Annotated in this window: 10 protein-coding genes and 1 pseudogene; 2 read left to right on the plus strand and 9 right to left on the minus strand. The window is 43.7% G+C overall.

Going from position 1 to position 13898, the window contains the following annotated elements:
• Position 1: 1 nt before the first annotated feature.
• The 9 genes and pseudogenes from PU683_RS16400 to PU683_RS16440 all read right to left on the minus strand — a co-directional run bounded on the left by PU683_RS16400 (position 2) and on the right by PU683_RS16440 (position 11819).
• Positions 2 to 2560, minus strand: a complete 2559-nt coding sequence (locus PU683_RS16400) for a beta-ketoacyl-[acyl-carrier-protein] synthase family protein (RefSeq protein ID WP_277173314.1) — start codon at positions 2558 to 2560, stop codon at positions 2 to 4.
• 98 nt (positions 2561 to 2658) lie between these two features.
• Positions 2659 to 3816, minus strand: coding sequence for an aminomethyl transferase family protein (locus tag PU683_RS16405; protein ID WP_277173316.1), 1158 nt, complete (start codon positions 3814 to 3816; stop codon positions 2659 to 2661).
• A gap of 30 nt (positions 3817 to 3846) precedes the next feature.
• A complete protein-coding gene (locus PU683_RS16410; RefSeq protein WP_277173318.1) occupies positions 3847 to 4128 on the minus strand; it encodes an acyl carrier protein in 282 nt (93 codons plus the stop codon).
• A gap of 4 nt (positions 4129 to 4132) precedes the next feature.
• Entirely contained in the window at positions 4133 to 4690 is a 558-nt protein-coding gene (locus PU683_RS16415; protein ID WP_277173320.1) for an ApeI family dehydratase, read from the minus strand.
• A 3-nt stretch (positions 4691 to 4693) separates the two neighbouring features.
• Entirely contained in the window at positions 4694 to 5449 is a 756-nt protein-coding gene (locus PU683_RS16420) for an SDR family NAD(P)-dependent oxidoreductase (protein WP_277173322.1), read from the minus strand.
• 18 nt (positions 5450 to 5467) lie between these two features.
• Positions 5468 to 5851, minus strand: a complete 384-nt coding sequence (gene acpS, locus PU683_RS16425) for a holo-ACP synthase (RefSeq protein ID WP_277174318.1) — start codon at positions 5849 to 5851, stop codon at positions 5468 to 5470.
• Positions 5852 to 5855: 4 nt separating this feature from the next.
• On the minus strand, positions 5856 to 7514 hold the full coding sequence (locus PU683_RS16430; protein ID WP_277173324.1) for a ShlB/FhaC/HecB family hemolysin secretion/activation protein: 1659 nt from the start codon (positions 7512 to 7514) through the stop codon (positions 5856 to 5858).
• Positions 7515 to 7562: 48 nt separating this feature from the next.
• Complete coding sequence (locus PU683_RS16435) at positions 7563 to 10301, minus strand: filamentous hemagglutinin N-terminal domain-containing protein (RefSeq protein WP_277173325.1); 2739 nt, start codon at positions 10299 to 10301, stop codon at positions 7563 to 7565.
• Between the two features lie 451 nt (positions 10302 to 10752).
• Positions 10753 to 11819 (minus strand): annotated as a pseudogene (locus PU683_RS16440) (DDE-type integrase/transposase/recombinase).
• 764 nt (positions 11820 to 12583) lie between these two features.
• On the opposite strand from PU683_RS16440, the gene ecpA reads away from it, so the two are divergent.
• Positions 12584 to 13165 (plus strand): common pilus major fimbrillin subunit EcpA, encoded by a 582-nt coding sequence (ecpA, locus tag PU683_RS16445; RefSeq protein ID WP_277173327.1) that lies wholly within the window; start codon positions 12584 to 12586, stop codon positions 13163 to 13165.
• Positions 13166 to 13219: 54 nt separating this feature from the next.
• Positions 13220 to 13888 (plus strand): EcpB family pilus assembly chaperone, encoded by a 669-nt coding sequence (locus tag PU683_RS16450; RefSeq protein WP_277173329.1) that lies wholly within the window; start codon positions 13220 to 13222, stop codon positions 13886 to 13888.
• The last annotated feature ends 10 nt before the right edge of the window (positions 13889 to 13898 follow it).

Consider the following 13898-nt stretch of genomic DNA (forward strand, 5'->3'; position numbering starts at 1 on the left):
ACTACCCCTTTATAATCATCGCGTAGTAGTTCCCACCTTCTGTTGCGCCAACCAGTAGCGCATGACGCACAGCAAGCCTCAGCGGCTCGCGCACAAAATTCATTCGCTTATCGAAGAAGGTGTAGGAGCCTGGCATTGCCGGTACGGTTTGCGTTTTCATGCACTCAGTAAGCACCAACAGGTTCAACAGACCGGCCGCCGAGGCGACAAAACCGAAACAGGCGTTGTAATTAACAACCGGCACCTGCGGATGGCTGTGATGAAATACGTCGTAAAGGGCATTGATCTCAACCTGAGAATGCGCAGGTCCGCCGTGGCTGCTGCCACATACCAGATCGATCTCGTCGGAGCTCATCCCGGCGTCGGTAAGCGCGCGTTGAATGGCCAGCGCCATGGCAGCCGATTTTTCGCCTGATTGAGTTGTGTCAAACCAGCTGTTATCACAGGATTTGCCATAGCCGATGATTTCGGCCAGCACTTCTACACCGCGCTCGCGAGCAGCCTGCGGATCTTCAAGCAACAGCATGCAGGCGCCTTCGCCTGGTACATACCCTTTCGCCTTATCACTATAAATTTGATAATCGCCCGCGTCGGAGATCATGGCTATTTTCTGCGTCACGGCATCCATATAGAGCGCCATAGAGGGAAAATACTCATCTGCGCCGCCGACAATAACCTGGGGCTGCAGATTCTGCCGCACGAGTTCGTAGCCATATGTCAACGCGCCAAGCGCGGCGTTTTCACCGGTTGCCAGCGTCGTGGTGTAGCCTTTGATCCCTTCAGAGATGCCGCAAAAAGTGGCAATCGCGTTCATTAGCGAACCGGGAAACTCCGAGGTGCGAACTTTACGCGGATCGGGTTTGAGGCTTTGCAAATATTTATAGGTTGTCTCCTGCGGACCACGTGACATCCCCATGATCAGCCCAAGGTTATCGCCGTCGCGCTTAATTTTGCGCTTACCGCTGCTCAACGCCTCTGAAAGTGCGACCAGCGCAAAGGTTCCTCCGCGCGTGGCTTTACGTGAATCAAATCGGCGCAGATATTTGCGGGGTTCCAGGTTGTTCACCTGGAATGTTTTGAAATGCGCCTCCTCTTCCGGCAGCCTTCCCGCGCCCATAGCGTGCTCACTTCCGAATATGTCGCTCAGCTGGTCGGTTTTTTCCAGAACCGCTAATAGCTCACGGGCTTCGGCGAGCGTATCCTGCGGGAATGTCACGCTACCAAGGGTGCCGCTGGCATTACGCTGCCAAATGTTGTGCAGAAGGTCACCGACCGTGTGACCGAGTGCCGTCACGGCGCCAGCACCGGTTATCGCAACGCGTTTAGGTGAGTAATGGGTGACAGGCACTGTTCCGGGCCGGGTACTGATAACCATGCAGCAGTTATTACCGCCGAACGCATAGTTATTCTTCAAAAAGAGATTCACCTGTTTCTCTCTGAATTCATTTGCCACATAGTCCAGATCGCAATTTGGCCGTGGCGTAGAGAAGTTGAGAGTCGGCAGAACGATATTGTCAGGCAGGGTGACCAGACAGGCGATTAACTCAACGATGCCGGCCGCGCCGATATTGTGACCAAAGTAGGATTTTGTTGAGCTGACAAGCAAATCCTTGCGGTGGGCGAAGACTTTGTTCATCGCCATGGTCTCAATACGGTCGTTAGCTTCCGTTCCGGTACCGTGCGCATTGACGTAGTCAATCTGGTCAGGGGTGACGCCCGCATTCTCCATCGCCTTGAGCATAACCTGCACCGCCCCATTGGCACGCGGATCGGGGCCGGTCTCATGATAGGCGTCGCATGAAGTGGCGTAGGAGAGGATTTCGCCATAGATAGTCGCCCCACGTGCCATGGCATGCTCATACTCTTCCAGAACCAGTGCTCCTGCCCCTTCGCCAATTGACATTCCAGGCTGACCGGAGAAAGGGGTACAGGCATCGGGATGCATGACGTTAAGGGCGTAGAAACCGGCGAAGGTTGGTAAATAGATGGGTTCCGTTCCCACGGCAAGCATCGTTTTGCTCTTGCCGTTTTGCAGATAGTCGAACGCCATACCGATAGCATTCGGGCTGGCCGTACAGGCCGTTGCTACCAGTTCTACCCCACCTTTTAGTCCAAGCAGCGTTGAAACACTTGAGCAGCAAGAGGCGAAGCCGCCGGCATAAAGAGCCTTACGCAGGGAGAAATCTTCAATACGCTGTTCAAATAGCGGCAGAAAGGCTTCTGTGCCAGCAGAGGAGACGCCAACAATTAATCCCGTCTCCTCAAGCGCAGGCGCGTTTGCGATGAGGCCAGCCTGGCTTAACGCATCCTTGCCCACTTTATAGGCCCAGAGTGCAGCGTTATCTAATGACTGCACAATCTCCTCTGCCAGCTCAGGGCAATGGATGTCATGCAGCACCTCGGCTGCGCGGGCGTTTTCGAACCAGGTAGCAAAACGCTGGCTATCCGTTACGCCGCACTTCTTATTAAGAAGTGCGGATTTAAAATCCTGAAGGTTTTCAGCCAGAGACGAGAGGATGCCCATCCCGGTAATGACGACTCTTTTTCTAGTACTCTTCATTATTCTTCCCTGCAGCGGCTGTAAGAAACAGACCGCCTGAATCGATGCGGGTAACAACGCCAGACAGCGCGTTTGCGGGTAGCTGGCGTTACGGATGACTAAGCGTGTCGCGCTTTCATGGCGTCGATATAGCTGTGCTCCGTCGGGCTGACCAACAAACTCAGGTTATAAAGAAAAGGAAGGTTTTGGGTTTTCGCCGGGATTTTTGCGGTAGCGGTTTCAATCGTGAAGCCTGAAATATCTGACCATGCATAATCATAATCGAGCAGCGCGAGAGCAATTGGCGCGCCCAGTGCAGGGGACCAGGCAGAGTTGACGATGACACCAACCTGTTGATCATCGACTGATACCTTGTCATGGGGGGCAATTTCGGCGCTATCCGTCAGCGGAGAGATACCGACGATTTTACGTTTTGCAGGCTCACGGGAATGTTTGATAACTGCGTCCTTACCGATAAACCCCTCTTTGTCATATTGCACTGCCCACTGCATTTGCAGCTCAACCGGATGACGGCTGAAATCAGCATAGATACTCTCATCCCAGCACATATTTTCAATGCGCACGGTGCGCAGATAATCAAGCCCACCGGTTTTTAAATGATATTTTTCACCTTTCTCAACAAGGATTGACCATGTATCAACGAGTGTTGACTGTGGACCGATCAACAGGTAACCAAACTCCCCATGTTTCCCGCAGCGGAAGAGGATCAGTTCACCATCCTGATTAATATATTCATGATACGGTAAACCGATGATATCGAAGCCGTAAACTTCAGCAAGTAATTCCCAGGAATAAGGGCCCTCAACCATGAGCGCCCCCCACGCCTCTTCTGCCATCGACTTAATAGCAGGACGTTCAGAGATCTCAAGCTCTTCAGCACGTTGCAGGAGGTTATCAAGAGAGTTGATAATATCGGAAGCGGCAATATTTTCTGACAAGATGTAATAGCCATCGGGCGTACACAAAATATAGATATCACCTTTAATGGTGCCATCCTCGTTAAGCACCAATGAGTACAGGCCTTGTTCATCGCGAATAATCGAAACATCCGCCGAGGCCAGGTGATTAACTAAAGCCCATGCATCATCTCCCATAACGCTTACTATCGACATATGAGAATAATCAACCAGCAGGGCACTCTCTCGCACCGCTTTATATTCTATAGCGGGCTCGTAATAAGCAGCCGGAACCAGATGATTGTTAAATAAACCCATTTTAGCTTTGCCGGCCAGATGCAAATCATGCAGCGATTTCATAGAAGTCCTTATTGAAATAATTAACCGAAATTAAGCCTGACGTTTCGTTATCACAAAAGAAGCCAGGCTGTTAATGCTGCGCATATACGACGGGTTATCGCTTTCGCTCACCTGGATATCAAAAACCTTATCCAGCATAACGATAATTTCAGTGGCGTCGACAGAGTCTAATTTCAGCCCATTGCCAAACAAAGGTGTATCATCGTCAACTTGCGATGGCTCACGAGGGATATTCAAACGTTGAATGATCTCTGTTTTGATGGTAAAGAGAACCTCTTTACGCTCTTCAATTTTACTCTGCATTATTGTCATATTTTCATCCCTGCTGTTTAGTTTCGCGAAAATTGATGATGGTGCCATGGCATATCATTTTTTTACCGACATTTGCCGTAACGTTGTAGTGTTTGAATCCGGCAGGATCGGAAAAAGAGGGTTTACTTATTACCTCAATAGTATCTCCCGGATAAGCAATATCCTTAAATTTCAAATTCTGTGAAGCCAGAACGCCATGAACTTGAGCTCGACGCTCACGAACGAGGTCGATAAATTCTGGTTTGTGAATAAAATTAGACAAATTACGCAAGCTGGTTAATGACTCTCCAAAACGTTCTGCAAAGACATCACAAATATCACTAATAAAAGAGAAGTACTCGCTCGCCTGACCAAATATTTCTGCTACGATCACACCAGGCATAATAGGATTGTCGGGGAAATGGCCTGTAAGATAAGGGTCATTAAAGGTGACATGCTTGATAACCTTGATGTAACCATTATCGCCATATTTATAATCCTCTATGCGATCAACCATCATAAGAGGCTGGCGCCAGGCGCCCATCTCAAGAAATACTTTTGGCGGAATATTATATTTTGACATAAATCACCGCATGACCAGCCCACCATCAACAACGATGGTTTGCCCAACAATATAGCTGGATGCCGAGGAAGATAACCAAACAATGGCATTAGCAACTTCATTACAGTTACCAAGCCGCTTAAGTGGGATAGAATTGGTTACATCACGAACCACGGTTCTGGAGACTTTTTTTACCATTTTTGAAGCAATCATTCCTGGCGCAACGGCATTGACACGGATGCCGCGAGGCGCAAGCTCAGCAGCAAGCGTCCGGGTGAAACCCAATAAGGCACCCTTTGAAGCACTGTAATTTGCTTGCCCTACACTCGCAATAATGCCAGCGATAGAAGCAACGTTAACAATCGTCGCGCCTTCCGCACCTCGCAGGAATTTCAACATCGCTTTTGTAAGTTGAAAGGTGCTCAACATATTGGTTTCAATGACAACGTTAAAATCTTCAAAACTCATTGATGAAAATAAATTATCTTTAACAATACCCGCATTATTAATGAGGACATCAAGTCGGGAGATAGCGTTATTAAGATAGATAACCAACTCGCTTACATTCTCGGGATTCGCAAGATCGCACTGAAAGGTAGTCAAACGGTGACCGTGATCATGACTTTCACTTAATAAACGAAGAGGTTCAACGTTATTTTTAAATAATGCATAAACGTTACATCCCTGATCAAGATATTTTTCGCAAATTGCTAACCCAATATCTCCGCTTGCGCCGGAGATAAGTACGTTTTTGGAGTTCAAATCCTTATATGTATACATCTCATCCCTTATCCTTCATCAGGAAATAATTGTTACAGCAATAGCATATGTTCGACAGTGCGATATACTTAAGGAGATATGCTTAATATCTCTCTCCTTAATTATCTGCGCAATTCGGCCAGAAAGAGAAAAGTAAGGGCATCCTAAACAATCATGCATGATTTCCATATCCTGAAAGGTTATGCCTTCGCGGAACCCCAACCCTAATGCTTTGACAAGAGACTCTTTTGCAGCCCAAAACCCGGAGGCCCTCTCATAATCAACCTCTTCTGTAATTAGCTGCTCTCTTTCAGAGAGGGAAAAGACGCGATGAAGAAATCCACTCCCCCCATTATTTATTGCCTGGGTAATCCTACACACTTCAACAATGTCAGTGCCAAGGTGAAAACGTTTTTGTGTCATAAAATTAGAGCTGATAACTAATGTTAAAACTCGTCGTAAAATCATCGACAATCATTTTCGAAGGATGCAGCAAAGGGAGCGCCAGGGATAACTCATATCCCAATGAGTTGACATGTCCTTTCACCCCACCAGTAATCCCCACGAGTTTCTCGCCACCATACAGTTGCCTCGTAGTCTGGCTACTCTCTACTTGCCCGTAATCAGCCCCGAAGAAGGTGTTTATTCCATTAAGCGCAGTAGAAAAGTTAAAAGTGTTTCGTATGTAAAAACCATTAATAGCATCAACACCAGAGCTATTTTCAAACCCTCGTACATTCCAGCGACTGCCAATATTGAACTGATCCTGAATAGTTAATGACTCAGGACTGTATTGCGCACCAAAAGACATCTCATACCAACTGGGAAGAGATGTCAGTTGCAGTGCTTTTAAGTATGTTATATTTAAGTTAAATACATGACTAGCACTGTCCACGTCTCCCGATAACATATCAGGAGTTTCTCTTCCCCCAGGCCATTTAACAAATCGCTGCCAGCTTAATGTTGAATCCAGCGATGCCCCATCAAAACTCTGTATATAATTTAATGCTAGCTTAACGTTGCTCATATCTCGTTTTTGCATAGCCAATTTCACACCACCAAATTCATAATCAGCCTTCCGCTTAAAAATTTCTAAGCTTGCAGAAAGTTTTTTTGACATGTCGCGAAAAAGAAGGCGTGAACTTTTAAAGCCATAATACTCATTCCTGCCAATATAATCATAATTCCAATCGGCAATAGCAATATTTTGATTCGAAAAGCTCGTGCTATAGACAAATTCATAATCCCAAAAACCATACGGGAAAGAGTACCAACCGGTTAGATTTTTGTAGCCACCCGTTGTACTGCTTGATCCTGAAAAATACCCCACATCACTCAGGCCTGCAATATTAAAAAAATAAAATGCGGCACCAGAAATATTTTGCCCGGTACTTTTATCACCCCAGTTACTATAGCTCGCCCTGGCGATCCACTTCTTCGTACGGTGGGTATTGATAACAATATTGCTATAGCCAATTCGGCTTCCGGGTGCGATATTTATTTTCACATCAACCGCAGGAGTTCTTTGCAAATTCTCCAGCCCCTGCTCTATATCTCTTAGATTAAGAATTTCACCCTCACTAAAAGGAAGAGCATGAGAATTAACATCTTCGCTCTCTACTACAATATGCTCTATGCGACCAGGGGCAATCGTTAAGAAAAGCCTGCCAGTATTTAAATCCTGATTGGGCACGTCAACACGTGTCGTTACAAACCCGGCATTAATAAAATAATCTTGAATGATTTTAGCAATACTTCGAATGCCATTAACCCCAAGACATTTCCCCGAGAATTTATGAATAATAGCATCAATATTATGATCATTTATAAAATCATTACTGAGAGTGAATTGATCAATACGATAACACACTTTATCTTCAGGGATTTGTATATTATCAATAATCAGTTCTCTTTTAGGGGAGAAAACGTCTTTCTTCTCTAATTTATTTTCACGCAAAACGTTTGAGTCGTTAAGCTGCTGATCTTTCGCAAATTTATCGAGATTATCTGCTGCGACCACCTGAAAGCAAGCAAAAAAAACAAAAAGATAAAGTTTATAAAATCGCACTATTACAATCGCTCTCATTAATTTAATAGCAGCAGCATTGCTGCTGCTATTAATTATTTACTTAAATTATAAACCAACGATAGTTCCAGTACCGGTCAACTGCGGGGTGGTGAGTACAATGCCCTTTTCACCTCCTAAAACAGCATTAGAGCCGGAGTTGTGTATTAATTTCGAAGTGATTACCGCGTTGCCTTTGGTATAGATATTCTTGTAGTTGTAGATTGCGCGATCAGCGTTAACGTCGAGATAATCCCAGGCAACTACATTACCATAGTTAGTCAAATCAGCTGCTGATTTTATAAACGCGGAACTACCAACTATATTACCATTTCCGCCATTGAAGACATTGCCGTCTGATTCAACATAAAGCACTGTACCTGCTGAGATATCTTTTTCGTTGGTAAGAGTGCCAGCTGTATCAACCTCCAACGTATTATCAGCAGAGATGGTATTGTAATTATACAATGCCCCTGCAGCACGAACTACAGCATTCTGCTTACTGCTAATCCAACCATAATTTGTAAAACCACTTCCAACGACTAATGAGAGATGGCGTTCGGAAGAAATTATCCCTGTCGCATCATTATTTTCGATTTTGCCGGAACTGTAATTTGAGAACGAATCAACATCAATATTAAGGTCACCAGCGCTATGTACAGTTCCGTAATTATTAGACAGTCGCTTTGCATTGATATTTGCGTCCGCCCCACTCACCATCAAGGCGCGATAATTATCAAGCGTTTCCGCAACATTCAAGGTTAAGGGACCATACTCAGCAACAATGCGACCATAAGTATTATTAATAGACTGAGCGTTAATTGTTACGCCATTACTGCCAATTAACCCACCAATTTGGCCTGGTATCCCGAAGTAATTACCATACCACGCACCAAAATCTCCGGCGTAAGTATTATTAACACTCGTCTTAGCGTCGATATTCAATATATTATTCGCCACCATCAACCCATGATAGTTATCAACGTCAGCTTGAGTTTTTATAGAAATATCTTTTCCAACAATCATACCACCGACGTTTCTGACATTTTTAGCTTTAATGTCTACATTACCGAGTTGTGAGTGTACCAAACCAATATGGTTATTAAAATATCCAGATAGATCGATTTTGATTCCACGATCGCCCATAATTTGCCCAACATAAAGGCTATTATCCATTGTTGAACCGACAATCGAAATGGTGTCTTTAGAGTGAAGCCTTCCATTTGAGTTATCGATGTTGCCAACGGAAGAGAGCGAAACACCTTTATCAGCGGCTACTTTTCCATTACGGTTATTAATCGTGGTTCCACTCTGTAAAGAAATAGTTCCTGTGGAACTTATTGCTCCTTTTGCATTATTGATCGTTCCAGCTTTTACTTTAATACCATCGACGCCCGCGAGTAGTCCTAAAGAATCGCTACTTGTAGCATCTGCTGTGATATTGTCATTGTTAATAAAATATTTTGCTGTTTCAATCTGTATACCACCTGCCTGAGACCTTATAAGGCCTTTGGTATTGTCAATATTTCCAGCACTGAACATATCAATCTTGCCAGCAGACTGAATTTCGCCGCCGACATTTGTCATCTCAGTACTTTCAGACGCAACATAGCCGCCTTTAATCTGTCCAGCCCGATTGTCTAACTTCCCTGTTTTCAGGGCGACTATAGTGGCTTCCAGGCCAGCATTATCTCCCTTACCAATGTTAATTAACGTTTTTCCATTGGTATTAATACCAAGTATACCGCCCGACGCAATCTTTCCGTTTTTATTATTAAACTCACCACTATCGATATAAACGTCTGACTCGGAGGCGATCTTACCGGCGCTAGAATTATTTATTGTATTTTTCGCCGTATTGATCAATATTTTCCCTTTACCGAAGATAGTGCCGCCGATATTTTCCAGCACATCATTAGTCGTAATATCAACTGCTCCAACCGATTGAACATCGCCACCGTTATTTATAAACTTACCATTTATATCGATATGGATGTCATCTACACCACCTGCAAGCATGCCAGTGTTTCTTACGCCTACTCCGCTTTCAGTACTGATCAAATTAATGCGATTAGCGTACATCCCACCCAGGTCTGACACATCAATGGCGTATGTGTTTTTAATACCGCTTCCCGCTACATGGCCTAAAAATTCTGCATTTTTATTAATATAATTATTACCTGCAATAACGGTGAGCTCATCAGTCACTATTTGACCTTGAACGGCAATTGAACGAGCAAGAATCTCTGTTGGCGAAGAACCCACTAGACCTTTGACAGTGATAATACCGCCCCCAATTGAATAACCTCTTAATGCGCCATTTTGAATATCTGGTCTTCCGGTCGTTATCGTTGCTTTACTGGTGTTGATGAAACCACTACCTTGGTTTGTGGTGATGCCATTGGGGTTGGCAATAATTAGATGTGCCTTGTCTCCCGCTACTTCCATCTGGCCTTCAAGTAAACTTGGCTTGTTAGAGGTGATCTCATTGAGGATGACTTTGGCACTACCAGAGATAAGATTGGTATTACCCTCAATGGCCCCGCCAATTACGGTATTAGCTCCTGAAGCGCTGTTATTGAAAATTACGCCGTTCTTACCAACATTAAAATCATCATAAATATTATGAGAGAGGCCGTTCTCATTCGGGTTAGCAATATTGATCACGGGTACATCATTAGCGCTGGCAAGGTTACCATTTTTGATATTGAGGGTAGCGCCCTGTGCCAGAACCGGTAAAGAGAGCAGAATAGCAGCCGCTACCGGATTGAATCTAAATAATACCCCTGTTTTTCTCTCACTTTTCATTGATTACCTACCTGTAGTTTATGCAACTGATTAAGAAGAGTTTATTCGCTCACTGCATCAACATTTATAGTATTTTTGCAGACAGCCAAACTCACTGGACAAACTCAAACCGCTCTAAATTTTAGATTTCAGCCATTTGTCTTAACACTTTTTCAGCATATAGAACTGAAGCACTAAATAGAAAACAAAAACCCTAAATTCAGGCAAAAAAAAATAACTTACCTACATTCTTTCAAAATCATTAAGAGTCAATAGGAATTTTTTAATTATTACCAAAGGAAGCATCAAAGCAAGTGAAACATCCTTAAAGGGAAGATAATTATTTCCCATAGAAACTTAAGAGAAAGAAAATATTTAACTTAAATATCAAGAAATTAAAGTCAACGATTTATATCGCTAATGAATTTAAGATTATTTAATATAAACAACCTTGATGATTAACAGGTCAGTGTTAATAGCTCTGTTCTGGCTCCACGCATTTTGAGATCCCGGCCAGATAATGTTGTAGTGAGACTCCCTCCGGAGTCAGATTGTTCAGTTATTCATATGGATGTTCACAATTATATTCCGACAGCCATTTTCCATTACTTCCCGTACTTCATTCAGTGTTTAGAACAGATAAAATCGGGTATTTCTGGACAGTACGTCAGGTTAAAACGCTTAATGAAAGCAATCTGCGTTGGTTTACCTGCCTGATAAATTTCAGCTTTACGGCATGCTTCTCTGCCCATTCGGCAAGTATCAGAGAGATAAATGCCGGGCCATTATCCATGCGGAGCATGACAAGATAACCCCGGCTGGCTACGATCCTGTTGAGTACACGAAATACTAGGCGGGCTGGCAGATTCAGGTCAGTTTCAATCGACAACGCCTCACGATTCAGATTATCAACGACGTTGAACGTACAAAAACGGCGACCGCAAATTACAGGGTCGTGCATAAAATCAACGGACCAGTCCGGTTTAACACTTCAGGCGTAACCAAATGTGCCGGATTACGCACAGGCAGACGTTGCTCACCCTTACGCCAAAGTTCAGCTTCAGCAGAGAGTAAATTCGGTAAATCCTCTTATGACAGGTAACCCTGGCGCCGCAGATTCTGAAATAACTTTGGAAAGCCATGTCGTGGATATCTTACGGCGGCAGCGTGCAGTGCGGAAATAATGGATTCACTATGGCGGGACCCGGGAGGTAATGGTAAACCGTTCTGCTCGGATACAGAATCCGGCAGGCCTGAACAGTACTGAGTCCGAACGTCGTTATCAGATGAGTCACCAGTTCACGCTTAAAGGCTGGTTTTAGATAACATCTTTCAGTGCCTGTTTCACCGGACTGAGATCGGCAAACTTTGCTTGAGACGGTGGTTCTCATCTTCAGGCTACTTAACCTTTTTAATATCAGAATCCTCCACGCCGCCGTATCTGGATTCCTAGTTGTAGTAAGTCGCGTCAAAAAAAACGGCCTTCCGGCAGATATCCATAACAGTTCGTCCTGCTTCGACTGACTTAATCACGGCGATGAGCTAGTGCTCAGTAAAACGGGCTTTACGCATAATGATATCCTTCGTTGGCTGATTGAGCATGCCTGAATATCTCTAAATGTCAATGGCACTATTATGCGGGGTTCTTATAGTCAGTACAGTAGATACATTCAAAATGTTAAACCAGATATACAGAATGGTGGCAACAATTATGCTTCAACTGCAGTAGATAGGAATGGCCGAGGAATAGATGTCTCGCCCAAACATTTTCCGGTTAAGAGCACCGTCGATACGAGCATGGTTCTTTTAAGGGCAAAAATAGAGTATCAAATCTCATACAAAAAACGCACCGCACCTCTCTTAAATCAAATCTTATAGTGTAATTAACATTTATATTGTTCTTAAAATGAGTCAAATCTTCGCTTCAATGAGGCATTTATACGTTAAGAATATGTAACAAATACGACATCGAAGCACATCTGTTCACGTAAAAAAGATCAAAACTTTAACACATATTATTTATTCCTTGAGCAACACTTTATTACTATTCAATTTCCTTGTGCTGAGGTTATTATTTTCGTCGAAAGCAATTATTTACGTAAGATTGTGGCACATCGAGAATATGTTGTTTTCATCATCAAGCGTAAAAGTAAAGTATCGACTTGTTATTTACACTCATTTGCAAGTTATACCTTTTTTGCTTCTAATAATCGGATTAAAGGACAGATCGCTCCGATTAGGAATAAACCCTTGTTAATACAAGGAACCTTCAAGGTTAAAACCATTAAGAATAAGGTGTATTTATGAAACGTAAAGTTCTGGCGCTTGTATTGTTGTCTTCTTTTAGCATGGGTGCAGTTCAGGCAGCTGATACTACAGCACAAGCCGTGGCGACATGGTCAGCAACGGCAAAAAAAGATACAACAAGTAAATTAGTCGTAACGCCGCTGGGAAGTCTCTCTTTCCAATACGCTGAGGGCGTTAAAGGTTTCAATACTCAAAAAGGCCTTTTCGACGTTGCAGTTGAAGGAGACTCGAGCGCAACAGCATTCAAACTCACCTCAAGATTAGTAAGTAATACGCTAACGCAGCTTGATGGATCAGGATCTACGCTGAATGTAGGTGTCGAGTACTTTGGTAACGCGGTCAACAAAACGTCTGATACTGTTCTTGTTGATACCGTTACAGGTAAAAGTGGTGGTCTGAGCAATATTGCCTCTAATTATAATCAAGCAGGTCGTTTTGCTGGTCAGGATGCATTTACATTTTCAATTGCAAGTGCAACTACTGATGGCACAACACCTGCAACAGATTTGAGCGTGTTGCCAGAAGGTATTTGGAGTGGCGATGTTAGCGTCCAGTTTGATGCAACCTGGACTAGCTAAATTCCATTAATTGTGGAGCGAGGGACCGCTCCTTTTTTTGTAGGAAAGTTGATTATGAAAAAAAGCCTCATATCGTTTAATATTTTACTAAGTTTCTTGATGCCCGCATATGCGTTAGATATTGGCGACATCTCTTCTTTTATGTATAGCGATAGTGCTGTTATTAGTAAAGAGATCAAAAACTCTACCGATACTGGGCGTCTTATCAACATTAAAGTTGAAAGAATAACGAATCCTTTAGAAGGTGGCAGCATCATCCCCATGGAGAGTAAGAATGAACTTCTTTTGACGCCGGGTAGTTTGTTACTTCCCGCCAATAGTAACGAGACAATTCGTTTTTTTTATAATGGCCCTAATGATGATAAGGAGCGCTATTACCGTATTCTTTGGGCAGACCAATCGTTGAGCGAAGGGAAAATGAGCAATGCAAAGCGTCATGCTATAGCTACAGCCTCAGCGCTTATTAGCTCAATATTGGTCGTTTCACCTCGTAAAGCAAAGTATGACTACAAATATTCAGCAGGAAAGATTACTAACCCGGGAAATGCGACATTACGCGTTATCGCCTACGGTCCCTGTTTGCGGCCAACTGATGGTGTGTCTTGCAAAGAGAATTATTTTCTCATGCCCGGTAAATCGCGAACATTCACTCGAGTTAATGTTGCACATAAAAATGGACGTGTAGCTTTCTGGCAAGAGAACCATTTCGTTTCAGTCAAATAGTTTGGGAGTT

The sequence above is a fragment of the Candidatus Kosakonia sp. 282A-S69 genome, assembly GCF_029433855.1.
In the GTDB taxonomy this organism is placed as follows: Bacteria; Pseudomonadota; Gammaproteobacteria; order Enterobacterales; family Enterobacteriaceae; genus Kosakonia; species Kosakonia cowanii_A.

Coding starts and splice junctions, on each gene's coding strand:
- PU683_RS16400 (WP_277173314.1), bottom strand. CDS start 2,560: ATGAAGAGTACTAGAAAAAGAGTCGTCATTACCGGGATGGGCATCCTC.
- PU683_RS16405 (WP_277173316.1), bottom strand. CDS start 3,816: ATGAAATCGCTGCATGATTTGCATCTGGCCGGCAAAGCTAAAATGGGT.
- PU683_RS16410 (WP_277173318.1), bottom strand. CDS start 4,128: ATGACAATAATGCAGAGTAAAATTGAAGAGCGTAAAGAGGTTCTCTTT.
- PU683_RS16415 (WP_277173320.1), bottom strand. CDS start 4,690: ATGTCAAAATATAATATTCCGCCAAAAGTATTTCTTGAGATGGGCGCC.
- PU683_RS16420 (WP_277173322.1), bottom strand. CDS start 5,449: ATGTATACATATAAGGATTTGAACTCCAAAAACGTACTTATCTCCGGC.
- acpS (WP_277174318.1), bottom strand. CDS start 5,851: ATGACACAAAAACGTTTTCACCTTGGCACTGACATTGTTGAAGTGTGT.
- PU683_RS16430 (WP_277173324.1), bottom strand. CDS start 7,514: ATGAGAGCGATTGTAATAGTGCGATTTTATAAACTTTATCTTTTTGTT.
- PU683_RS16435 (WP_277173325.1), bottom strand. CDS start 10,301: ATGAAAAGTGAGAGAAAAACAGGGGTATTATTTAGATTCAATCCGGTA.
- ecpA (WP_277173327.1), top strand. CDS start 12,584: ATGAAACGTAAAGTTCTGGCGCTTGTATTGTTGTCTTCTTTTAGCATG.
- PU683_RS16450 (WP_277173329.1), top strand. CDS start 13,220: ATGAAAAAAAGCCTCATATCGTTTAATATTTTACTAAGTTTCTTGATG.